We start from the raw sequence: 22,995 nt of genomic DNA, 5'->3' as shown, positions 1-22,995 counted from the left end.
GACACCGGGTACGGGTGGTCCGGCAGGGGGAGCGCACGCCGGGGGCCGGGCGGGTGGGTGCTGTCGTGGTGTCGCGCACTGTGAGTGAGCACGCGGTGGCCGTCGCGCGTCGGGGGCAGCGGTGCGGAGGCCCCGTGGGAGCATGGCCTAATGCGCCTCGGCTCCCTCCGTCGCGGCCGCGCACCCGAGTCCGCGCCCGGAGTGGCCGGCACCGTGCGCCTGGACCGCCGCACGAAGAACCTGACCAAGCGCCTGCGACCCGGCGACATCGCCGTCATCGACCACACCGACATCGACCGGGTGAGCGCCGACTCGCTCGTCGCGTGCAAGGTGGCCGCCGTCGTCAACGCCTCGGCCAGCATCTCCGGCCGCTACCCGAACCTGGGCCCGGAGATCCTCACCGCCGCCGGCATCCCCCTGGTGGACAACGCCGGCAAGGAGGTGCTCTCCGCGGTCAAGGAGGGCAGCCGGGTCCGGCTGGACGGCGACACGCTGCTGCTCGAGGACGGCACCGTCCTGGCCACGGGCACCCAGCAGACGCCGGAGACCATCGCCGAGGCCATGGCCGAGGCGCGGGCCGGGCTCTCCACCCAGTTGGAGGCCTTCGCCACCAACACGATGGAGTACATGAAGCGCGAGCGCGCGCTGCTGCTCGACGGGGTCGGCGTGCCCGACGTGGAGACCAGGATCGAGGGCCGGCACGTCCTCGTCGTCGTCCGCGGGTACGACTACAAGGAGGACCTGCAGGCGCTGCGTTCCTACATCCGCGACTACCGGCCGGTGCTCATCGGCGTCGACGGCGGCGCCGACGCGCTCAAGGAGGCCGGCTACCAGCCGGACATGATCATCGGGGACATGGACTCGGTGAGCGACGACGTGCTGCGCTCGGGCGCGGAGGTCGTGGTGCACGCCTACGCCGACGGCCGCGCCCCCGGCCTGGCCCGCGTGCAGGACCTCGGGGTCGACGCCATCACCTTCCCGGCCGCGGCCACCAGCGAGGACATCGCGATGCTCCTGGCCGACGAGAAGGGCGCCAAGCTCATCGTCGCCGTCGGCACCCACGCCACGCTGGTCGAGTTCCTCGACAAGGGCCGCGGGGGCATGGCCTCGACCTTCCTCACGCGGCTGCGCCTGGGCGGCAAGCTGGTCGACGCCAAGGGCGTCAGCCGGCTCTACCGCAGCCGCATCTCGACCACCGCCCTCGTCGTCCTGGTGCTGGCCGCCTTCGTGGCGATCGGCTCGACGCTCGCGGTCTCGGCGGCCGGCCGGGTCTACCTCGACCTGCTGCTCGACCAATGGAACAGCTTCGTGTTCTGGCTGGAGAACCTCTTCTCGTGATCGACTTCCGCTACCACCTGGTCTCGCTGATCGCGGTCTTCCTGGCCGTCGCCCTGGGCATCGTGATCGGCACGACCCAGCTCAACCAGCCGATCCTCGAGGACATCCGCAACCAGGTCAGCGCGCTGGAGCAGGACAAGCGCGAGTTGGAGAACACCACGCAGCAGCTGCAGGCCGAGCTGGACGACGCCGGCTCCTTCGCCGAGGCGGTCGCCCCCGCCCTCGTCGAGGGCACCCTGGCCGGCCAGGGGGTGGTGCTGCTCACCACCGGCGACGACGTGCCCACCGAGACGGTGGACGAGGTCACCGCGCTGCTGGAGGAGGCCGGCGCGGAGGTCACCGGGCAGGTCACGCTGCAGCCGGAGTACAGCGACCCCGCGACGGCCTCGCAGCTGCAGAGCTACGTGACCGGCCCCGGCCTGCCCACCGGCGTGACGCTTCCGGAGACCGACGACACCGGGCAGCTGGTCGCCGCGCTGCTGGCGCAGACGCTGATGGTGCCGGCGTCCGGGGGTGCGGCGGCACCGGACGACGCCGCACCCGGGTCGACCCCGGCCGGCCCGGCGGCGCCGGACACCGCCGCCCTGTCCTCCGTGCTGGCCGGCCTCTCGGCCCTCGACGTCCTGACCCAGGAGTCCGCGTCGGTCACCCCGGCCGACCACGCCGTCCTGCTCACCGCCGGCGCCCCGGAGGGCGACGACGCCGCGGACCGCTCCGACGCCCTGGTCGACCTGGTGTCGGCGCTGGACGCCGCCGGCTCGGGCGCCGTCGTGGCCGGCGACGGCGCGACGGCCGGCGAGACCGGTGTCATCGGCGTCATCCGCGCCGACCCCTCGCTGTCGGCGGCCGTCTCCACCGTCGACAACGTCGGGTCGGCCACCGGCCGGGTCAGCACGGTCCTGGCCCTCGGCCAGGAGAGCGAGGGCACCTCCGGCAAGTACGGCACCGGCGAGGACACCCAGCCGGTGCCGCCGGTCCCGGCCGCCGCCCCGTGACGCCGGACGGCGCGGCGCGCAGGAAGGTGGGGCTCGCGCTCGGCGCCGCGGTCGCGGCCCGGGCCGGGCTGGCGGCCGCCGCCGCGCTCACCGCCCGACCGGCGGGCGCCCCGTGGCGGCGGACGAACTACGCCGGGCGCCCGGTGACCCTGCTCGGCGGCCCGGCGCTCGCCGTCGCCGCCACCGGCGGCGCCGTCGCCGGCGCGCCCGCCGGGTGGCGGGGCGCGGCCCTGGTGGCCGGCTCGGTCTCCGGGCTGGTGGGGGGCTACGACGACCTGGCCGGCGCCCGCCCCGAGCAGGCCCGGGACAAGGGGCTGGCCGGGCACCTCGCGGCGCTGCGGGCCGGGCGGGTCTCGGCCGGCGCGGTGAAGGTGGCCGGTATCGGTGCCGCCGCGGCCGTGGCGGCGCTGCTCACCGGCCGGGTCACCGGCCGTGGCCGCGGCGCCGGGGCGGTCCCCGACGCGCTGCTCACCACCGGCCTGGTCGCCGGCACCGCCAACCTGGTCAACCTGCTGGACCTGCGCCCCGGCCGGGCGGCCAAGGCCGGGGCGCTGCTCGCCGCGGCCACCTCGGGCGGCCCCGCCGGCCCGCTGGTCGCCGGCCCGCTGGGGGCGGCGCTCGCCGTGCTGCCGGCCGACCTCGGGGAGCGGGTGATGCTGGGCGACAGCGGCGCCAACGCCCTGGGTGCCCTCCTCGGCCTGCGCCTGGCGGCCCTGCGCGGCCGCGGTCTGCGGGCCGGGCTGCTCGGGGGCGTCGTGGCGCTCACGCTGGCCAGCGAGCGGGTCAGCTTCACCCGCGTCATCGAGGCCACCCCCGGCCTGCGGGAACTGGACCGGCTCGGCCGCCGCCCGGCATGAGCCGCCGGCAGGCGCTGCAGGGGGTCGCCGGTGCCGCGGCGCTGATCGCCGTCCTCACGGTCCTGGCCCGGCTGGCCGGCTTCGGCCGGACGCTGGTCTTCACCAACGCCGTGGGCGCGGGCAGCACCGGCGACACCTACCTGGCCGCGAACACCGTGCCCAACATCGTCTTCGAGGTGGTCGCCGGCGGGGCGCTGGCCAGCCTGGTCGTGCCGATGCTGGCCGGCGGGATCGCCGCCGGGGACCACGAGCAGGTCCGCCGCACCGCCTCGGCGCTGCTGGGCTGGAGCCTGCTCGTGCTCACCCCGCTGGCGGTGCTCGTCGCGGTGCTCGCCGGGCCCATCGCCCGGCTGCTGCTCGGGTCGGCCGACGACGCCCAGGTCGACCTCGCCGCCCGCTTCCTCGTCGTCTTCGCCCCGCAGGTCCTGCTGTACGGCATCGGCATCGTGCTCACCGGCGTGCTGCAGGCGCACCGCCGCTTCGCGATGCCCGCGCTGGCCCCCCTGCTGTCCAGCCTGGTGGTCGCCGGGGCCTACCTCGTCTTCGCCGCGCTCGGTGGCAGCCGCTCGGCGGCCGACCTGTCCACGCCCGCCGAGCTGGTCCTCTCGGTGGGGACGACGCTCGGCGTGGCGGCGCTGTCGCTCAGCCTGCTCGTGCCGATGCGGCGGCTCGGGCTGGGCCTGCGGCCGTCGCTGCGCTTCCCGGTGGGCGCCGCGCCGCGCGTGCGCCGGCTGGCCGTCGCGGGCGTGCTGACCCTGGCCGGGCAGCAGCTGCTCGCGGCGGTCGCGATCCGGCTGGCCAACACCGGCGCCCCCGACGGCACCCAGGTGGTCTACGTCGCGGGGCTGACGCTCTTCCTCGTGCCGTGGGCCGCGCTGGCGGTGCCCCTGGCCACCTCGGCCTACCCGGGGCTGTCCGAGCGCGCCGACGCCGGCGATGAGAGCGGCTACCGGGCGGTGCTGGCGCCGGTCACGGTCCTCGTCGTGACCGCGTCCCTGGTGGCGGCCGCGGTGCTGGTCGCCGTCTCCGGCCCGATGGCGCGGGTCTTCCTGGCCGCCGGCCCGCCGGAGGCCGTGGCCGCCCTGCGGGACACCATCGTCGCGTTCGCGCCCGGGCTGGCCGGCTACGGGCTGGTGGCGGTGCTGACCCGCGCCCTCTACGCCCGCGGGCTGTGGCGGGCGCCGACCGCCTGCGTCGTGGCGGGCTGGCTGGTCGCCGTCACCGCCGACGTGGTCCTGGCCGCGGTCCTCCCCGCCGCCGACCGGGCCACCGCCCTGGGGGCGGGGCACAGCGCCGGGGTGACCGTCGCCGGGGTGGCGCTGCTCGTCGTGGTGCTGCGGGTGACCGGCCCGGCGGGGCTGGCCGGCGTGGCGCGGGTGGGCGGGCCCGCGCTGGTGGCCGCCGGGCTGGCCGCGGCCGCCGGGCTGGCGGTCGCCGGCGCGCTCGGCGCCGACCCGGTGCCGCGCGGGAGCCTGGTGTCGGTGGTCGGCGCCGGCGTGCTGGCCGCGGCGGCTGCGCTCGCCGTCGCCGGTGCGGTCATGATGGGGACGGCCTGGCGACCGCTGCGAGCGGCCGTGCGCGGGCTGTGACGGCGGGGGACGGCTGGACGACCGGGACGGCAGGAGGTGCACGGTGGCCGATGCGCTGCCCCTGCGGGGACGCCGCGTGGCCGAGGTGCTCGCCACGAGCACCGGCGGGGTGGGCACGCACGTGCGCTCGGTGCTGCCCGCGCTGCGGGACGCCGGTGCCGACCCCGGGGTGTGCGGCCCGGCGGCCACCGAGGAGCTGTTCGGCTTCACCGCGACCGGGGCGCGGTTCGCCGCCGTGGAGATCGCCGCGGGGCTCTCCCCGGCCGCCGACGCGCGGGCCGTGGCGCGGCTGCGCCGGGTCACCGCGGACGCCGACCTGGTGCACGCCCACGGGCTGCGGGCCGGCCTGGTCGCCGCCGCGGCCCGCCGGCTGGGCGGCCCCCGGGCGCGGCCGCTGGTGCTGACCCTGCACAACGCCCTGCCCGAGCGCGGCGGCGCGGTGCGCCGGGTCCTCGCCCGGGCCGAGCGGGCCACCGTGCGCGCCGCCGACCTGGTGCTGGCGGCCTCCGGCGACCTGGCCGCCAACGCCCGCCGGCTCGGCGCCCGCGACGTCCGGGTCGCCCCGGTCTCGGCGCCGCCGCTGCCGCCGCCCACCCGCGACCGGGCCGCCGTGCGCGCGGAGCTGGGCCTGCCCGACGGGCGCCCGCTGGTCGTCGCGGTGGGCCGGCTGCACCCGCAGAAGGGCTACGACGTGCTGCTCGACGCGGCCGCGCGGTGGGCCCGGGAGCCGGTCGCGCCCCTGGTGGCCGTCGCCGGCGACGGCCCGCTGCACGACGCGCTCGCCGGCCGCATCGCCGGGGAGGGGCTGCCGGTCCGGCTGCTGGGCCGCCGCGCCGACGTCGCCGACCTGCTGGCCGCCGCCGACCTGGCCGTGCTGCCGTCGGTCTGGGAGGCCCGCTCGCTGACCGCGCAGGAGGCGCTGCGCAGCGGCACCCCGCTGGTGGCCACCCGCACCGGCGGCCTGCCCGAGCTCCTCGGGGACGCCGCCGAGCTCGTGCCCGTGGGGGACGCCGACGCGCTGGCCGCCGCGGTGAGCGGGCTGCTGGCCGACCCGGCGCGGGCCCGCCGGCTGGCCGGGGCCGGGACCGCGCGGGCGCGCACCTGGCCCGACGAGGCGGCCACCGCCCGCCACCTGGTCGCCGTCTACCGCGAGCTGCTCGGCCCGCCGCCGGTCCCGGTCGGGGGCACGGCGCCGTGACCCGGGCCGCGGCGCGCCCGCCCGCCGTCCTCACCGCCGCCCTCGCCGCCGTCGTCGCGGCCGTGCTCGCCGCGCTGGTGGTGCTGGCCGGGCCCGCCGCCGCGGCCCCGGCCGAGGAGGACGCGGTGCCCGCCGGCACCGACGGGGCGCCGACCGCCGACACCGACGGCGCCACCGCCGACCGGGTGGTGGTCGTCGGCGTGCCCGGCCTGGTGTGGGACGACCTCGACCCGCAGGCCACCCCCGAGCTGTGGGCGCTGGCCGGGGAGGCGCCGGTGAGCGCGGTGTCGGTGCGCGCGGCCCGCGCCACCAGCTGCCTGCTCGACGGGTGGGCCACGCTCGGCGCCGGGAACCGGGCCCGCTTCCCGGCGCCGGACGAGTCGATCCCCCCGGTGCCGCTGCCGACGGTTCCCCTGCCCGGCGAGGTGCCGGGCACGGGGGAGGGCCCGGCCGGGGACGGCGCGGACGGCGACGGCGCGGACGGCGACGGCGCACCCCCGGACCAGGCCGTCCCGGTGCCCCCGGCCACCCCCGCGCTGTCGCACTGCGGCCTGCAGGAGCGGCTGGCCGCCGCCGGGCTGGCCGACCCGCGGTCGGCGGTGGCCGCCGTCGCCGGGGACGCCGGCACCGCCCGGTTCGGCGCCGAGCCGGCCGCGCTCGGCGCCGCGGTCGGCTGCGCCACCGTCGTCGGCCGCGCGCCCGCCCTGGCCGCCGCCGCGCCCGGGGTCGACCTCGACCAGCGGGAGCGGCTGCCGGCCGACCCGGCCGGGCTGCTGACCGGCTGCCCCCTGGCACTGGTCTCCCTCGACGCGCTCGTCGACGCCGGGGAGCCCGACCTCGACGGCAGCGACACCGGCACCGACCCCCTCCCGCGGGCCGAGGCGCTGGCCGCGATCGACGACGCGGTCGGCCGGCTGGCCCGGGCGGCCGAGGCCGCGCCCGGCGAGACCCTGCTCCTGCTGCAGGGCATCTCCGAGGTCAACGACGGCCGCCCCCAGCTGCACGTCGGCATCGCCTCCGGCGCCGGCTTCGACGGGCAGCGGTGGCTGACCTCGGCCAGCACCGGGCGGGCGCCCTACACCCAGCTCATCGACGTCGCGCCCACCGTCCTGGACGCGCTGGGCCTGGACCGGCCGGCCTCGATGAACGGCCAGCCGCTGCGGGTCGACGGCGCGCGGCCGCCGCTGGCCGAGGCGGTCGCCGCGCTGGACCGGACGAGCACCGCCGCCTCCGCGCACTACCGCAGCACCAGCACGTTCTTCTGGGCGGTGGTGCTGCTCGACGCCGCGGTCGTGGCCCTCGGGCTGCTGGCGGCCGGCGGCCGCCGCCGGGGGGCGGCCCCGCGCCCGGCGGGGGAGCGGCTGCGCGGGGCGGTCCGCCCGGTCGCGCTGGCGGCCGCGGCCCTCCCGGCGGGGACCTACCTGGCCGGGCTGCTGCCGTGGGAGCGGGCGGGGTCGCCGCGCCTGGCCCACGCGGGGGCGGTGCTGCTGGCCACCGCGGTCGTGCTCGCGGTCGCCGCGCTGGGCCCGTGGCGGAGGCACCGGCTGGGCCCGCCGGTCGCCGTCCTCGCCGTCACCCTCGCCACCCTGGTCGGGGACGTCCTCACCGGCTCCACCCTCGAGCTCAACGGCCTGCTCGGCTACGACGCGATCGTGGCCGGGCGGTTCACCGGCTACGGGAACCTCACCTTCGGCCTGCTGTCGGTCAGCGCGCTGCTGCTCACCGCGGCCGCGGCGACGGCGGTCGGGCGGCGGGCCCCGCAGCGGCGCGCCCGCGCGGTGACCGCCGGCGTCGTCCTGGCCGCCGGCGCGCTCGCCGTCGTCGTCGTGGGGGCCCCGTCGCTGGGCCGCGACTTCGGCGGCGTCCTCGCCGTGCTGCCCGGCTTCCTGCTGCTGGCGATGCTGCTCACCGGGACGCGGGTCACGGCGACCCGGATGGCCGGGGTGCTGGGCCTGGCCGTGGCCGCCGTGGGCACCCTCGCCTGGCTGGACTGGCTGCGGCCCCCGGCCGAGCGCAGCCACCTGGGCCGCTTCGTCGACCAGCTGCTCACCGGTCAGGCGTGGACGGTGGTCAGCCGCAAGGCCGAGGCCAACCTCGGCATCCTGCTCGGCAGCCCCCTGGCGTGGGCGCTGGCGGTGGCGCTGGTCGCCGCCGTCTGGCTGGTCCGCCCCGGCGGGCTGCTGCCGGGGCCGCTGCGCGGGCCCGGGCTGCTGCGCGGCCGCACCGACCTGCTGCCGGCCCGCGACCTGGCCGTCCTGCGCGCCGGGCTGCTCGCCGGCGCCCTGAGCCTGACCCTCGGGGCGCTGGTCAACGACTCCGGCGTGGCCCTGCCGGCCACCGCGGCCACCCTCCTGGTGCCGCTGCTGGTGGAGCTCGCCGCGGCGCCGCGCGGCGGCGGCCCGGACGCCGCGGGGGTGTCGGACGGCACCCCGCGTCCGGAGCCGGGGGAGGACCCCGACCGTGTTACGGTCGTCTCCCGTGGATCGACCGCATGGCAGGCCTGACGCGTCCTACGCACCACCGGTAATCCTCCACAACTCCCAGCCGACGAAGTTCGTCTTCGTCACCGGCGGCGTTGTCTCCTCCCTGGGCAAGGGCCTGACGGCCAGCTCGCTGGGCGCGCTGCTGTCCAGCCGCGGGCTGCGGGTGACCATGCAGAAGCTGGACCCGTACCTCAACGTCGACCCCGGGACGATGAACCCGTTCCAGCACGGCGAGGTCTTCGTGACCGAGGACGGCGCCGAGACCGACCTCGACATCGGCCACTACGAGCGCTTCCTCGACACCGACCTCGACGGCCGGGCCAACGTCACCACCGGCCAGGTGTACTCCGACGTGATCGCCAAGGAGCGGCGCGGGGAGTACCTCGGCGACACCGTCCAGGTCATCCCGCACATCACCAACGAGATCAAGGCGCGGATCCTGGCCGGCGCGGACGTGCCGACCGGCGAGGACGGCCGCCGCGTCGACGTGGTCATCACCGAGATCGGCGGCACCGTCGGCGACATCGAGTCGCTGCCGTTCCTGGAGGCCGCCCGGCAGGTGCGCCACGAGATCGGCCGGGACAACTGCTTCTTCCTGCACATCTCGCTGGTGCCCTACATCGCCCCGTCCGGGGAGCTGAAGACCAAGCCGACCCAGCACTCGGTGGCGGCGCTGCGCAACATCGGCATCCAGCCGGACGCGCTGGTCTGCCGCGCCGACCGGGAGATCGGCACCGGGCTCAAGCGCAAGATCAGCCTGATGTGCGACGTCGACGCCGAGGGCGTCATCTCCTGCGCCGACGCGCCGTCGATCTACGACATCCCCAAGGTGCTGCACCGCGAGGGCCTGGACGCCTACGTCGTCCGGCGGCTGGGGCTGCCCTTCCGGGACGTCGACTGGACCGTCTGGGGCGACCTGCTCGACCGGGTGCACGCGCCGAAGCAGACCGTCACCATCGCGCTGGTCGGCAAGTACATCGACCTGCCCGACGCCTACCTGTCGGTCACCGAGGCGCTGCGCGCCGGCGGGTTCGCCCACCGCAGCCGGGTGGAGGTCCGCTGGGTGCCCTCCGACGACTGCCAGACCCCCGAGGGGGCGCGCCAGGCGCTCGCCGGCGTCGACGGGGTGTGCATCCCCGGCGGTTTCGGGGTGCGCGGCATCGAGGGCAAGCTGGGCGCGATCACCCACGCCCGGGTCGACGGCATCCCGACCCTGGGGCTGTGCCTGGGTTTGCAGTGCATGGTCATCGAGGCCGCGCGCAACCTGGCCGGGCTGGCGAAGGCCAACTCCGCGGAGTTCGACCCCGACACCCCCGACCCGGTGATCGCCACGATGGCCGACCAGGTGGAGGTCGTGGCCGGGCGCGGCGACATGGGCGGGACCATGCGGCTGGGCAGCTACCCGGCCAGCCTGCAGCGGGGCTCGGTGACGGCGGCGGCCTACGGCGGTACCGAGATCACCGAGCGGCACCGGCACCGCTACGAGGTGGCCAACGCCTACCGGGACCGGCTCGCCGAGGCGGGGCTGGTGTTCTCCGGCACCTCGCCCGACGGCACGCTCGTGGAGTTCGTCGAGTACCCGGCCGACGTGCACCCGTTCTTCGTCGGCACCCAGGCGCACCCGGAGCTCAAGAGCCGCCCGACCCGGCCGCACCCGCTGTTCGCCGCGTTCGTGAAGGCGGCCATCGACCGCTCGGAGTCCGCCCGGCTGCCGGTGCCCGTGGACGAGGCCGAGAAGGTGGGGATCTGACCGTGGCCGGCGGGCCCCGCGACGGTGCTCCCCGCGACGGTGCCGCCCCGCACGAGTACCGGGTCGTCGGCCGGGAGCAGGTCTACCAGGGCCGGGTCATCGAGCTGGTCCGCGACACCGTGGCCATGCCCGGGGGCGGGGACAGCGTCCGGGAGGTCGTCCACCACCCGGGCGCGGTCGCCGTCGTGGCCCTCGACGAGCAGGACCGCGTCGTCCTGCTGCGGCAGTACCGGCACCCGGTGGGTGGCTACCTGTGGGAGCTGCCGGCGGGGCTCCGCGACACCGACGGCGAGCCGCCGGCGCAGACCGCCCGCCGGGAGCTGGCCGAGGAGGTGCGGCTGGCCGCCGAGCGCTGGTCGCTGCTGACCACCACCTACAGCACGCCCGGCTTCTGCGACGAGCTCGTGCTGGTCTACCTGGCCGAGGGCCTCTCGGACACCGAGGTGCCGGAGGGGTTCACCCTCGAGCACGAGGAGCTGGACATGCAGGTGGAGCGGGTACCGCTCGCCGAGGCCGTGCAGCGGGTGCTCGACGGCGACATCCGCAACGCCGCCGCGGTCATCGGCCTGCTCGCCGCCGCGCAGGCGCGGGCCACCGGCGCCCGGCTGCGCCCGGTCGAGGCCACCTGAGACGGCCGGCGGCGGCGTTCAGCCGACGGTGACCGGCTCGGACGTGCCCACCTGCACCCAGCGCGCCGAGAGGCTGTCGGTGACCTCCTCCTCGAGCCAGAACACGTACCGGGCCCCCGGGGTCAGCCCGGCGACCGTCGCGCCGACCACCGCGCAGCCGCCGGGCTGGCCGACCACCACCTGCGGCGGCGCGGCCCGGCGGCCGGGCAGCGCCGACTGCTCCACCGCCTGCACCCGGTAGCCCCGCACCTCGGGTGCCGAGTCCGCGCGCCAGGACAGCCGCACCGCGCCGGGCCCGGCCGGCTCCACCGCGGGCACGATGCGGGTCGGGCTGCCGTACGCGCTGCAGGGGTCGTCCGGGCGCGGATCGAGCTCGGGGACGACGCCCACCGGGACCATCGGCTGCGGGACCTCGACCCGCAGGCCGCCCACCGGCGCCGGCCCGGTGGCGACCACCGGCGGCTCGACCGGGGCGGGGCGGGTCACCACCGCCGCCGGGGCGGGGAGGGCGACGGCGCGCGGCGCGGCGACCGGAGCGGGCGCGGGCGAGGAGGTGGCCGTGAGCGCGGCGGCCAGGTCGCCGGCCGGCGCGCTGAGCACGAGCAGCCCGAGGGCGAGGGCGGCCACGCCGCCGAGCGCGACCCCCGGGGCCCCGCCGCGCCGACGGTCACGCCCGGTCCGCGCCCGGCCCCGCCGGGCCGCGGTGCCCGGTGCCGGTCGTGCTGCCCGTCGCCGTCCCCGTGCCGCCGCCACGGCAGCTTCTTCGGCAGCGGGGCGGCCGGCCTCAACGCGAAGCCGGCAGCTGCGGCCCCGGTTCGGGCGCCAGCCCCAGGCGGTCGAGCTCGAGGGCGGCGAGGGCCCGCTCGGCGCCGGCGTCCCCGGCCCGCCAGGCCGCGACCGTGCCCGGCGGGAGGGCGGCCAGCCGGTCCAGCGGCGCCGTGGCCACGGCACGGACGGCGAGCACGGCCGGGTCGGCCGCGGCCAGGCGGCCGGCCGCGCCGGCCGCCCGCACCCAGCCCAGCCGCCACGGCAGCCAGCGCAGCAGGTAGCCGGCGACCGGGAGGACGACGAGGGCGGCGGCGAGGACGGCGGCCAGGGTCGCCACCGCGTCGGCGGCCCCGGTACCCGCCCCGCTGACCGAGGCGCCGGCCAGGCCGAGGCCCTCCAGCGGCGCGGCCAGGTCGTCGCCCACCACCGGGACGCCCCCGGCCGCCTCGGCGGCGCGGGCCATGCTCCCGGCGACCGAGCCGCCCAGCTCGGCCACGGCGTCGCCGGGCTCGGCGAGCACGAGCACGGCGCGGTGCGCGGCGCGGGCGGCCAGCACCCAGGCCGCGGTCCAGGCCAGCAGGCCGAGGTCGGCGGCCACCTGGCGGGCGCGCAGACCCGGGCGGGGCGCGTAGAGGGGCATGCGGGTCCTCCGGGGAGCGGCGGGCGGCCGGTGACCCCTACCCGGCGCACCGCCGGGGGCACCCCTCCGGGTGGCCGGCTGCCCGCCCCGGCCCGGTGCGGCCGCCCCGGCCCCTAGACTCCGCCGAGGCAGGCCCCGACCGGGCCGCCCACAGCGTGGTGGGTGCCGCCCCCGTCACCCCGGGGTCCGACTCCCGCCCCTACCGAGGAGAGCGCATGAGGGTCGGGGTCCCCCGAGAGGTCAAGAACCGCGAGTACCGGGTCGCGCTCACCCCCGCCGGGGTGACCGAGCTGGTCCGCGCCGGGCACACCGTGCTGGTCGAGCGCGGGGCGGGGGAGGGCTCGTCGATCCCCGACGCCGACTACACCGCCGCCGGCGCGACCATCCTCGACACGGCCGACGACGTCTGGGCCGACGCGGACCTGCTGCTCAAGGTCAAGGAGCCGATCGAGGAGGAGTACGGCCGCCTGCGCGCCGGGCAGACGCTGTTCACCTACCTGCACCTGGCCGCGTCCAAGGCCTGCACCGACGCGCTGGTCGCCTCCGGCACCACCGCCATCGCCTACGAGACGGTCCAGACCGCCGGCGGCGCGCTGCCGCTGCTCGCCCCGATGTCGGAGGTGGCCGGGCGGATGGCCCCGCAGGTGGGCGCGCACACCCTCGAGCGGGCCCACGGCGGCCGCGGGGTGCTCCTCGGCGGGGTGTCGGGGGTCTACGCCGCCAAGGTGGTCGTCATCGGCGCCGGCGTCTCCGGCATGAACGCCGCCGCGATCGCCCTGGGCATGCAGGCCGAGGTCGTGGTCATGGACAGGGACATCGACAAGCTGCGCGCCGCCGACCGCATCTACCAGGGGCACATGCAGACCGTGGCCTCCAACGCCTACGAGGTCGAGCGCGCGGTCCTCGACGCCGACCTGGTCATCGGTGCGGTGCTGGTGCCCGGCGCCAAGGCCCCGACCCTGGTCAGCAACGAGCTGGTCAGCCGGATGAAGCCCGGTTCGGTGCTGGTCGACATCGCCGTCGACCAGGGCGGGTGCTTCGAGGACACCCGGCCGACCACGCACGACGACCCGACGTTCCGGGTGCACGACTCGGTCTTCTACTGCGTGGCGAACATGCCCGGCGCCGTGCCCAACACCTCGACCCACGCGCTGACCAACGTCACGCTGCCCTACGTCATGGCCCTGGCCAACGAGGGCAACGTCGCCGCGGTGCAGGCCGACCCGGCGCTGGCGCGCGGCGTCAACGTGGTCTCCGGCCAGGTCGTGCTCGCCGAGGTCGCCGAGGCCCACGGCATGGCCGCCGCCCCGCTGGAGGAGGTGCTGACCTGACGACCGCCCCCGCCACCGCGGGCCCGGCCACCGCGAGCCCGGCCACCGCGGGCCCGGCCACCGCGGGCCCGGCACCCGTGGGCCCGGCCACCGCGGGCGATGTCGCCCGCGTCGTCACCGGCTACCTGGACCACCTCGCCGTCGAGCGCGGCCTGGCGGCGAACACGATCGCCTCCTACCGCCGCGACCTGCGCCGCTACACCGCGTTCCTCGGGGCGGCCGGCGTCCGCGGGCTGGGCGAGGTCGCCGAGGCCGACGTGGCGGCGTTCCTGGCCGCCCTGCGCCAGGGGGACGACGAGCACCCGCCGCTGTCCTCGACGTCCGCGGCGCGCGCCGTGGTCGCCGTGCGCGGGCTGCACCGCTTCGCGCTGCTGGACGGGCTGGTGCCCAGCGACGTCGCGCACGAGGTGCGCCCGCCGGCCCCCGCCCGCCGGCTGCCCAAGGCCATCCCGGTGGAGTCGGTGGTGGCGCTGATCGAGGCCGCCGGGTCGGTGGAGGGCCCGCGCGGGCTGCGCGACCGGGCGCTGCTGGAGCTGCTCTACGGCACCGGGGCGCGGATCTCCGAGGCGGTCGGGCTGGCCGTGGACGACCTCGACCGGGGGCAGGCCGTGGTGCGGCTGGCCGGCAAGGGCGGCAAGCAGCGGGTGGTGCCGGTCGGCTCCTACGCGCTGCGCGCCGTGGAGGACTACCTCGTGCGGGCCCGGCCGGCCCTGGCCGCGGCGGGCCGGGGCGGCGTGCGCGGCGGGGCACTCTTCCTCAACGCGCGCGGCGGCCCGCTGTCCCGGCAGAGCGCCTGGGCGATCCTGCGGACGGCGGCCGAGCGGGCCGGCGGCCCGGACGGCGAGCTGGCCCGGCGCGTCTCCCCGCACACGCTGCGGCACTCCTTCGCCACGCACCTGCTCGACGGGGGCGCCGACGTCCGGGTGGTGCAGGAGCTGCTCGGGCACGCCTCGGTGACCACGACCCAGGTGTACACGCTGGTCACCGTCGACCGGCTCCGCGAGGTCTGGGCGACCAGCCACCCGCGGGCGGTAAGCTGACAGCCACGCCCGCAGGTCGACGGCAGGTCTTGCCGTCTGGAACGGCTCGGGGTGGGGTGCCCGTAGGCAACCGTCGCCAAGTCGACACGGCGCGCGGCGTGCCTCCTCGGTGAACGCTGTCGTCCTCCCTAGCGTCGGGGGCACCCGGCGGGCGGAACGGCCGCCCGGGGCCCGGTGACCGGCCGGGACGGGCACGAGGTGGAGGCAACAGACCGATGGCGATGCGAGGGGACGCGGCCGGCCCGGCCGTCGCGCTCCCGACCGACACCGGACCCGAGATGGGCGCCGCCGCCTCGCGCGGGCTGGACCCGGCCCGCGCGCGGGTGCGCCCGCTGCCCGAGCCGCGGCCGCTCACCCAGCACGGCCCCGCCCGGGTCGTCGCCCTGTGCAACCAGAAGGGCGGCGTCGGCAAGACGACCTCCACCATCAACCTGGGCGCCTCGCTGGTGGAGTACGGCCGGAAGGTGCTGCTGGTCGACCTCGACCCGCAGGGCGCGCTGTCGGTCGGCCTGGGCGTGCCGGCGCAGAACCTGGACCGCACCATCTACAACGCGCTGATGGAGCGGCGGACCTCGCTGAAGGACGTTCTGGTGCACACCGACGTCCCGGGTCTGGACCTCATCCCCAGCAACATCGACCTCTCCGCCGCCGAGGTGCAGCTGGTCAGCGAGGTCGCCCGCGAGCAGACCCTGCTGCGGGTGCTGGCCGACGTGCGGGCGGACTACGACTACGTCCTCATCGACTGCCAGCCCTCGCTCGGGCTGCTGACGGTCAACGCGCTCACCGCAGCCCAGGGCGTGATCATCCCGCTGGAGTGCGAGTTCTTCTCGCTGCGCGGGGTGGCGCTGCTCGTCGACACCATCGAGAAGGTCAAGGAGCGGCTCAACCCCGACCTGGAGATCTCCGGGATCCTGGCCACGATGTACGACACGCGCACCGTGCACTGCCGCGAGGTGTTCAGCCGGGTGGTCGAGGCCTTCGGCGACACGGTGTTCCAGACCGTCATCCAGCGCACCGTGCGCTTCCCGGAGACCACGGTCGCCGGGCAGCCGATCACCACGTGGGCGCCGACCTCGTCGGGCGCGTCGGCCTACCGCGACCTGGCCAAGGAGGTGCTGGCGCTGTGACGCGGCGTCCCGTCCTCCCCGGGGCGGCGGAGCTGTTCCGGCGCACGGACGCACCCGAGACGCCCGAGGTCACCGAGCTGCCGAGCATCAGCGCCACGGTGAGCTCCCCGGCGCTGCGCGGGGGCGGGGCCCGGGTGGCCTCGCCCGCCGCCCCGGCCGGGGGCGAGGCCACCCCGCTCACCCTGGTCCCCGGCGGCGCGCAGGACGACCCGCTGGCCGCCTACCGCGCCCCGGCGCCCGCGCCGCCGGCGCGCCCGACCCGCGGCCGGGCGCAGCGCACCGAGCGCACCCGGCACGACGAGAAGATCACCGTCTACCTCTCGGCCGAGGAGCTGCTGGCGCTGGAGAGCGCGCGGCTGTCGCTGCGCGCGGAGCACGGCGTGGCGGCCGACCGGGGGCGGATCGTGCGGGAGGCGATCGCGGTGCTGCTGGCCGACCTCGCCGACTCCGGCGCCGACTCGGTGCTCGTGCGGCGGCTCACGGGGCGGTGAGCCCCGGGCTACCGTCGGTGGTGTGAGCGCAGACCCGGCGGCGGAGGCGGCGCCCCGCTTCACCGTGCGGCTCACCAACTTCGAGGGCCCCTTCGACCTGCTCCTGCAGCTCATCGGGCGGCACAAGCTCGACGTCACCGAGATCGCCCTGTCGCGGGTCACCGACGAGTTCATCGCCCACCTGCGGGCGCTGGGCGACGAGCTCGACCTCGACCAGGCCAGCGAGTTCCTCGTCGTCGCCGCCACCCTCCTCGACCTCAAGGCCGCCCGCCTGCTGCCGGCCGCCGACGTGGAGGACGACGAGGACCTCGAGCTGCTCGAGGCCCGCGACCTGCTCTTCGCCCGGTTGCTGCAGTACCGGGCCTACAAGCAGGCGGCGGGGTTCCTGCGGGAGCGGGAGGCCGTCGCCGTCCGCCGGTACGCCCGGGACGTCGCGCTGGAGCCGCGGTTCGCCGACCTGGTGCCCGAGGTGCTGCTGGGAGTGACCCCGCAGCGGCTGGCCGAGCTGGCCGCCCGCGCGCTCACCCCGCGCTCCCCGGCCACGGTGAGCACCGCGCACCTGCACGCCCCGCCGGTCAGCGTCCCCGAGCAGCTGCTCCTGGTGCGCAACCGGCTCATGACCGCGGGGACGGCGAGCTTCCGTGCGCTCACCGCCGACTGCACCCGCACGCTCGAGGTGGTGGCCCGGTTCCTCGCCCTGCTGGAGCTGTACCGCCAGCAGCGGGTGGTGTTCGAGCAGCTGACCCCGCTCGGTGAGCTGCACGTGCGCTGGACCGGGGGAGAGGAGCCGGACGCCGTGGCACCGGACCCCGTGCCGCCCCGTGCCGTGGAGGAGGTCCCGTGAGCGGGGAGGAGCGCCCGCCCGTCTCCTGGGAGGCCCTGGCCGCGGAGCTGGCCGCCACCCGCGAGGAGGCGGAGGACCACGGCGCCGACCCGGCGACGTGGGACGCCGTGGCCGCCGAGCTGGCCGCCCGCGTGGCCGAGCGCCCGCCCGCGCGGCCCGCGCCGCCGGCCGACCCGGTCGCCGAGCCGCCCGCGCTGCCGCCGCCGTCGGCACCGCCGGCGTCCGGACCGGCGGCGGAGCCCGAACCCGGACCCGGACCCGGACCCGGACCCGAGCCGGAACCGGACCCCGAACCGGACCCGGCGGCGCTGCTCGGCGGGCTGGAGGCCCTGCTGTTCGTCGTCGACGGCCCCGCCGAGGAGGCCGCGCTGGCGGACGCGCTGCGCTGCTCGCTGCCGCGGGTCCGGGCGGCCCTGGCCGAGCTGGCCGCCGGCTACGACGCCCGCGGCGCGGGGATCACGCTGCGCCGGGTGGGCGGGGGCTGGCGGCTCTACACCCGGGAGGAGCACGCCGAGGTGGTCGAGCGGCACCTCGTCGGCGGGCAGCGCAGCCGGCTGACGCAGGCGGCGCTGGAGACCCTCGCGGTCATCGCCTACCGGCAGCCGGTGACCCGGGCGCGGGTGGCGGCGATCCGCGGCGTCGGGGTGGACGGGGTCATGCGCACCCTGCTCGCCCGCGGCCTGGTGCAGGAGGTCGGCAGCGACCCCGACAGCGGCGGCGGCCTGTACGCCACGACGCCGCTGTTCCTCGAGCGGCTCGGGCTGAGCGGCCTGGACGAGCTCCCCGAGCTCGGCCCGCTGCTGCCCGACCCCGCGGCGCTGGTCGACGAGCACCCCGACGTCTGAGCACCCCGACGCCTGAGCGCCCCGACGGCTGAGCGCCCGGACGGCTGAGTGCGCTGCCGGCCGCGCACCGGTCCGCCCGGCCGCAGGCGCTCCGGGTGTCCCGTCCGGGTTCCTACGGCAGTGAGTGCAGGTGCACGCAGAGACGTAGGTTCCCGGACCGGTGCCGTGCCGGGCGGTGCCCGGCCCGGGGCGGGCAAGCCCGGGGCGGGCACCGGACGGCCGGCGCGCCGCGCGCCGCCGCGCGGGTGGGAGACTGGTCGGCGATGGACACCGCCCCGCAGGACGACAGCACCCCCACCGGCCCCGGGTGGCCCGACGGCGTGGAGCTGGCCCCGCCGCACCCGGCCGACCGCGCCGCGGAGCCCGAGGGGGACCCGCAGGGCGAGCGGCTGCAGAAGGTCCTGGCCCGCGCCGGCGTGGGTTCCCGCCGGGTCTGCGAGGACATGATCGAGGCCGGGCGGATCGCCGTGAACGGCCGCCGCGTCACCGTGCAGGGCATGCGGGTCGACCCGCGGCGGGACCGCATCTCCGTCGACGGCGCCCGGCTCGAGCTGCGGGACGACCGGGTCACCTACGCCCTGAACAAGCCCGCCGGCGTCATCACCGCGATGAGCGACGACCGGGCCCGCCCGACCGTGGGGGACATGGTCGGCGACCTCGCGCCCGGCCTGGTCCACGTCGGGCGGCTCGACCAGGACACCGAGGGGCTGCTCCTCGTCACCAACGACGGGGAGCTGGCCCACCGGCTCGCTCACCCCTCCTACGAGGTGCCCAAGACCTACCTGGCGCAGGTCTCCGGGTCGGTGCGCCGGGACCTCGCGCGCCGGCTGCGCGCCGGGGTGGAGCTGGAGGACGGCCCGGTGCGGGTCGACTCGTTCGCGGTGGTCGACACCCACGCCGGCCAGTCGGTGGTCGAGGTGGTGCTGCACGAGGGGCGCAAGCACGTCGTCCGGCGGCTGCTCGCCCACGTCGGTCTGCCGGTCTCCCGGCTCACCCGGACCGCCGTCGGCCCGGTGCAGCTGCAGCGGATGCGCTCCGGCTCGATCCGGCGGCTCTCGCGTGCCGAGGTCGGCTCGCTGCAGGAGCTCGTGGGGCTGTAGGGGCGGAGAGCCAGCGGGCCGGGTCGGCCACCACCTCGGCGAGGACCCGCAGCGCCGCCCCGGTCGCTCCGGCGGCGGGCGCGGCGACGGCGGCCTCGACCCGCGGGCGGCGCCAGCGGGCCGACAGGACGCGCCGCGCCAGGTGCTCCTCGACCCGCGGGGCCAGCGGCCCGCCGAGCTCGCCGAGCTGGCCGCCCAGCACGACCACGGGGACGTCGACCACGTTGAGCACGCCGGCCAGCGCGACGCCCAGCGCCCACGCGGCCCGCTCCAGGGCCGCCCCCGCGGCGGCGTCGCCGGCCTCGACGCGGTCGGCCAGCTCGCGCGGGGTGGTGTCCCGCGGCAGCCCGGCGGCGGCCATCAGGGCGTGCCGGCCGGCGTACTGCTCCAGGCAGCCGGTCGAGCCGCACCGGCAGGTCGGCCCGCCGGGGTCGACGCACACGTGCCCGATCTCCCCGGCCCAGCCCGCGCTGCCGGCCAGGGTCGCCCCGCCCAGGACGACCGCCCCGCCCACCCCGATCTGGCCCGAGAGGTAGAGCAGGTCCCGGTGACCCCCGGGCCGGGCCGGGGCGGCCTCGGCGACGGTGCGCGCGGCCAGGTCGGCCTCGTTGCCCGGAACCGGGACCAGCCCCGGCGGCAGCAGCCCGGCGAGGGTCTCGGCGGGCCGGACGGCGGACCAGCCGAGGTTCGGCGCCCGCAGCAGCACCCCGCTGCCGGGGTCGACGATGCCGGGCAGGGCCAGGCCCGCGCCCACCACGCGCACCCCGCCCGGCAGGGCGGCCAGCACCTCGCCGGCCAGCCGGGCCAGCCGGGTCAGCGTCGGGCCGGGCGCGCTGCCGACGAGGTCATCCTCCACGACGCGCTCCGCGCGCACCCGGCCGCGCAGGTCGAGCACCCGGGCGGCCAGCAGCCCGGCGTCCACCTGCAGGCCGAGCGCGGCGACGCCGGCGCCGGGCGCCAGCGGGGTGGCCGGGCGCCCGCGTCGGGCCGGGGCCGGGCGCTCCACCTCGTCGAGCAGGCCGCCGGCGACCAGGTCGTCGACCAGCCGGGAGGCCGTGGCCCGGGTGGTGCCGGTCGCGCCGGCCACGTCGGCCCGGGACGGGGTGCCGTCCCAGCCGCAGACCGTGCGCAGGACGCGGGCCAGGTTGGCCGGGCGCAGCGACGGCGCGGGGACGGCTCCCCCGGGATCGGGCACGCTGCGAGGCTAGCTGTGACGCGGATTATGTTCCACACTAATACAAAGTCCGGCCCCCATCGGGTCGACCCGCAACCCCCGGAGGAACGAGATGACGACGCCAGCGACGACCACACCCCAGCCCACCGCCGACGACCGGTTCTCCTTCGGCCTGTGGACCGTCGGCTGGCCGGCCCGCGACCCGTTCGGCGACGCCACCCGCCCCGACCTCGACCCGGTCGCGTCGGTGCACCGGCTGGCCGAGCTCGGGGCCTGGGGCGTGACCTTCCACGACGACGACCTCGTCCCGTTCGGCAGCGACGACACCGCCCGCACCCGGCGGATCGAGGCCTTCAAGAAGGCGTTGGCCGACACCGGGCTGGTCGTGCCGATGGTGACCACCAACCTGTTCACGCACCCGGTGTTCAAGGAGGGCGCGCTCACCGCCAACGACCGCGGCGTGCGCCGCTTCGCGCTGCGCAAGGTCATGCGCAACATGGACCTCGCCGCCGAGCTCGGCGCGCAGACCTACGTGCTGTGGGGCGGGCGCGAGGGCGCCGAGGTCGACAGCGCCAAGGACCTCCGGGCCGCGCTGGATCGCTACCGCGAGGGCATCGACACCCTGGCCCGGTACTCGGAGGACCGCGGCTACGGCCTGCGCTTCGCCCTGGAGCCCAAGCCCAACGAGCCGCGCGGCGACATCTTCCTGCCGACCATCGGGCACGCGATCGCCTTCATCGCCACCCTCGAGCACGCCGACCTGGTGGGCGTGAACCCCGAGGTCGGGCACGAGCAGATGGCCGGCCTCAACTACACGCACGGCATCGCCCAGGCGCTGTGGCAGGGCAAGCTCTTCCACCTGGACCTCAACGGCCAGAAGGGCCCGCGCTACGACCAGGACTTCGTCTTCGGCCACGGCGACCTGCTGTCGGCCTTCGCCACCGTCGACCTGCTGGAGAACGGGTTCCCCTCCGGCGGCCCGCGCTACGAGGGCCCGCGGCACTTCGACTACAAGCCGCTGCGCACCGAGGACGTCGCGGGCGTCTGGGAGTCGGCGGCGGCGAACATGCGCACCTACCTGCTGCTCAAGGAGCGGGCCGCCGCGTTCCGCGCCGACCCGGAGGTGCAGGAGGCGCTCGCCGACGCCGCGGTGCCCGAGCTCGCGCAGCCCACCCTCGGCGACGGCGAGACCCACGAGCAGCTGCTGGCCGACCGCTCGGCGTTCGAGGACTTCGACGCCGCGGCCGCCGGCGCCCGCCGCGGCGGCCAGGTGCGGCTGTCCCAGCTGGCCCTCGAGCACCTGCTCGGCGCTCGCTGATGGCCCTGGTCGCGGGGGTCGACAGCTCGACCCAGGCCTGCAAGGTCGTGGTCCGGGACGCGGCGTCCGGTGCCCTCGTGCGCGAGGGGCGGGCACCGCACCCCGACGGCACCGAGGTGGCCCCCGCGGCCTGGGCGGCGGCGCTGGAGCGGGCGGTGGCGCAGGCCGGCGGTCTCGACGACGTCGCCGCGGTCGCCGTCGGTGGGCAGCAGCACGGCATGGTCTGCCTCGACGAGGACGGCCGGGTCGTGCGCGACGCCCTGCTCTGGAACGACACCCGCTCCGCCGGGGCGGCCGCCGACCTCACCCGCGAGCTCGGCGGCCCGCAGGCCTGGGCCGACGCCGTCGGCCTCGTGCCGGTGGCGTCGTTCACCGTCACCAAGCTGCGCTGGCTGGCCGAGCACGAGCCGCCCAGCGCCCGGCGCACGGCCGCGGTCTGCCTGCCGCACGACTGGCTGACCTGGGTGCTGGCGGGGAGGCCGGACCTGGACGCCCTGGTGACCGACCGCGGCGACGCCAGCGGCACCGGCTACTGGTCGGCGGCGACGGGGGAGTACCGCCCCGACCTGCTGCAGCGTGCGCTCGGCAGCACCCCGGTGGTGCCGCGGGTGCTCGGCCCGGCCGAGGCCGCCGGGACGTCCACCACCGGTGCGGTCCTGGGCCCGGGCACCGGCGACAACGCCGCCGCCGCGCTCGGGCTGGCCGCCGGGCCCGGCGACGTCGTGTGCTCGATCGGCACCTCCGGCGTCGTGTCGATCGTCTCGACGACACCGGCCGCCGACGCCAGCGGGGCCGTGGCCGGGTTCGCCGACGCCACCGGCAACTACCTGCCGCTGGTGGCCACGCTCAACGCCGCCCGGGTGCTCGACGCCACCGCGCGGCTGCTCGGGGTCGACCACGACGAGCTCTCCCGGCTGGCGCTGTCGGCCCCGCCCGGTGCCGGTGGCCTGGTCCTCGTGCCCTACCTCGAGGGCGAGCGGACGCCGGACCGCCCCGACTCGACCGGCGCGCTGCACGGCCTGACGCTGGCGACCGCCACCCCGGCGCACCTGGCCCGCGCCGCCGTCGAGGGGCTGCTGTGCGGCCTGGCCGACGGCCTCGACGCCGTCCGGGCCACCGGGGCGCAGGTGCGCCGGGTGCTGCTGGTCGGCGGCGGGGCCCGCTCCGAGGCGGTCCGCCGGATCGCCCCCGCCGTCCTCGGCGTGCCGGTGCTCGTGCCGCCGCCGGGGGAGTACGTGGCCGACGGCGCCGCCCGCCAGGCCGCCTGGGTGCTGTCCGGTGGCGACCGCCCGCCGGAGTGGCCCCGCCCCGGCACCGAGGTGCACGAGGCCGACCCGACCGCCGCCGTCCGCGAGCGGTACGCCGAGGTGCGCGACCTGACCGCCGGGCGCGCCTGAGCGCCCGTGGCGGTCGGGTGACCGGCGGCGCCGGGGAGCCGGTGGCGGGCGCTCCCTAGACTCGACCGAGGGGCACGCCGG

The 22,995-nt window shown here is 77.9% G+C and carries 20 protein-coding genes; 17 read left to right on the top strand and 3 right to left on the bottom strand.

Translation table 11 applies throughout. The features are described from left to right. Positions 1–213: 213 nt before the first annotated feature. Genes steA through D0Z06_RS22425 form a run of 8 tightly spaced genes read left to right on the top strand, consistent with a single transcriptional unit; the run spans position 214 to position 10,839 of the window. Complete coding sequence (gene steA, locus D0Z06_RS22460; protein ID WP_233517897.1) at positions 214–1,338, top strand: putative cytokinetic ring protein SteA; 1,125 nt, start codon at positions 214–216, stop codon at positions 1,336–1,338. Continuing rightward, positions 1,335–2,333, top strand: a complete 999-nt coding sequence (locus D0Z06_RS22455) for a copper transporter (RefSeq protein WP_117379773.1) — start codon at positions 1,335–1,337, stop codon at positions 2,331–2,333. The genes steA and D0Z06_RS22455 overlap by 4 nt, the downstream gene beginning before the upstream one ends. Beyond that, positions 2,330–3,190: a hypothetical protein gene (locus D0Z06_RS22450; RefSeq protein WP_233517896.1), complete on the top strand. Its 861-nt coding sequence runs from the start codon at positions 2,330–2,332 to the stop codon at positions 3,188–3,190. Before D0Z06_RS22455 ends, D0Z06_RS22450 begins: the two co-directional genes overlap by 4 nt. Continuing rightward, the gene (murJ, locus tag D0Z06_RS22445; RefSeq protein ID WP_117379771.1) at positions 3,187–4,779 is read left to right on the top strand and encodes a murein biosynthesis integral membrane protein MurJ; all 1,593 of its coding nucleotides are present in this window, start codon (positions 3,187–3,189) and stop codon (positions 4,777–4,779) included. Before D0Z06_RS22450 ends, murJ begins: the two co-directional genes overlap by 4 nt. Positions 4,780–4,822: 43 nt before the next feature. Next, positions 4,823–5,977, top strand: coding sequence for a glycosyltransferase family 4 protein (locus tag D0Z06_RS22440; RefSeq protein ID WP_117379770.1), 1,155 nt, complete (start codon positions 4,823–4,825; stop codon positions 5,975–5,977). Continuing rightward, positions 5,974–8,481, top strand: coding sequence for a hypothetical protein (locus tag D0Z06_RS22435; RefSeq protein WP_117379769.1), 2,508 nt, complete (start codon positions 5,974–5,976; stop codon positions 8,479–8,481). The genes D0Z06_RS22440 and D0Z06_RS22435 overlap by 4 nt, the downstream gene beginning before the upstream one ends. Next, positions 8,456–10,210, top strand: a complete 1,755-nt coding sequence (locus D0Z06_RS22430) for a CTP synthase (RefSeq protein ID WP_255419373.1) — start codon at positions 8,456–8,458, stop codon at positions 10,208–10,210. The genes D0Z06_RS22435 and D0Z06_RS22430 overlap by 26 nt, the downstream gene beginning before the upstream one ends. A 2-nt stretch (positions 10,211–10,212) precedes the next feature. Then, positions 10,213–10,839 (top strand): NUDIX domain-containing protein, encoded by a 627-nt coding sequence (locus D0Z06_RS22425; protein ID WP_233517895.1) that lies wholly within the window; start codon positions 10,213–10,215, stop codon positions 10,837–10,839. 18 nt (positions 10,840–10,857) lie between these two features. Here D0Z06_RS22425 and D0Z06_RS22420 read toward each other — a convergent pair whose 3' ends face one another. Both D0Z06_RS22420 and D0Z06_RS22415 read right to left on the bottom strand, forming a co-directional pair. After that, complete coding sequence (locus tag D0Z06_RS22420; RefSeq protein WP_117379768.1) at positions 10,858–11,466, bottom strand: hypothetical protein; 609 nt, start codon at positions 11,464–11,466, stop codon at positions 10,858–10,860. A gap of 157 nt (positions 11,467–11,623) precedes the next feature. After that, on the bottom strand, positions 11,624–12,247 hold the full coding sequence (locus tag D0Z06_RS22415; RefSeq protein WP_117379767.1) for a hypothetical protein: 624 nt from the start codon (positions 12,245–12,247) through the stop codon (positions 11,624–11,626). 215 nt (positions 12,248–12,462) lie between these two features. On the opposite strand from D0Z06_RS22415, the gene ald reads away from it, so the two are divergent. From ald to D0Z06_RS22380, 7 genes are all read left to right on the top strand, one after another. Then, entirely contained in the window at positions 12,463–13,578 is a 1,116-nt protein-coding gene (ald, locus tag D0Z06_RS22410; protein ID WP_117379766.1) for an alanine dehydrogenase, read from the top strand. 77 nt (positions 13,579–13,655) lie between these two features. Then, complete coding sequence (locus D0Z06_RS22405) at positions 13,656–14,618, top strand: site-specific tyrosine recombinase XerD (RefSeq protein WP_117379765.1); 963 nt, start codon at positions 13,656–13,658, stop codon at positions 14,616–14,618. Positions 14,619–14,833: 215 nt separating this feature from the next. After that, positions 14,834–15,745: a ParA family protein gene (locus tag D0Z06_RS22400; protein WP_117379764.1), complete on the top strand. Its 912-nt coding sequence runs from the start codon at positions 14,834–14,836 to the stop codon at positions 15,743–15,745. Continuing rightward, the gene (locus tag D0Z06_RS22395) at positions 15,742–16,236 is read left to right on the top strand and encodes a hypothetical protein (protein ID WP_117379763.1); all 495 of its coding nucleotides are present in this window, start codon (positions 15,742–15,744) and stop codon (positions 16,234–16,236) included. Before D0Z06_RS22400 ends, D0Z06_RS22395 begins: the two co-directional genes overlap by 4 nt. A 22-nt stretch (positions 16,237–16,258) precedes the next feature. Beyond that, the gene (locus D0Z06_RS22390) at positions 16,259–17,080 is read left to right on the top strand and encodes a segregation and condensation protein A (protein WP_117379762.1); all 822 of its coding nucleotides are present in this window, start codon (positions 16,259–16,261) and stop codon (positions 17,078–17,080) included. Continuing rightward, a complete protein-coding gene (scpB, locus tag D0Z06_RS22385) occupies positions 17,077–17,925 on the top strand; it encodes an SMC-Scp complex subunit ScpB (protein WP_117379761.1) in 849 nt (282 codons plus the stop codon). The genes D0Z06_RS22390 and scpB overlap by 4 nt, the downstream gene beginning before the upstream one ends. A gap of 263 nt (positions 17,926–18,188) precedes the next feature. Then, positions 18,189–19,025 carry a pseudouridine synthase gene (locus tag D0Z06_RS22380; protein ID WP_117379760.1) on the top strand — a complete coding sequence of 279 codons (837 nt, stop codon included), beginning with the start codon at positions 18,189–18,191 and terminating at the stop codon, positions 19,023–19,025. On the opposite strand, the gene D0Z06_RS22375 is transcribed toward D0Z06_RS22380, so the two are convergent. Continuing rightward, positions 18,916–20,220, bottom strand: a complete 1,305-nt coding sequence (locus tag D0Z06_RS22375) for an ROK family protein (RefSeq protein WP_117379759.1) — start codon at positions 20,218–20,220, stop codon at positions 18,916–18,918. The two genes, D0Z06_RS22380 and D0Z06_RS22375, sit on opposite strands and share 110 nt — an antisense overlap. Positions 20,221–20,311: 91 nt before the next feature. On the opposite strand from D0Z06_RS22375, the gene xylA reads away from it, so the two are divergent. Together xylA and xylB are read left to right on the top strand one after the other, a co-directional pair. Further along, positions 20,312–21,517: a xylose isomerase gene (gene xylA, locus D0Z06_RS22370; protein ID WP_117379758.1), complete on the top strand. Its 1,206-nt coding sequence runs from the start codon at positions 20,312–20,314 to the stop codon at positions 21,515–21,517. Next, on the top strand, positions 21,517–22,914 hold the full coding sequence (xylB, locus tag D0Z06_RS22365) for a xylulokinase (RefSeq protein ID WP_117379757.1): 1,398 nt from the start codon (positions 21,517–21,519) through the stop codon (positions 22,912–22,914). The genes xylA and xylB overlap by 1 nt, the downstream gene beginning before the upstream one ends. Positions 22,915–22,995 lie beyond the last annotated feature (81 nt).

Origin of the sequence: Geodermatophilus marinus (genome assembly GCF_003428645.1) — a bacterium.
Lineage (GTDB): Bacteria > Actinomycetota > Actinomycetes > Mycobacteriales > Geodermatophilaceae > Geodermatophilus.
This window is presented reverse-complemented; position numbering and strand designations above follow the sequence as displayed.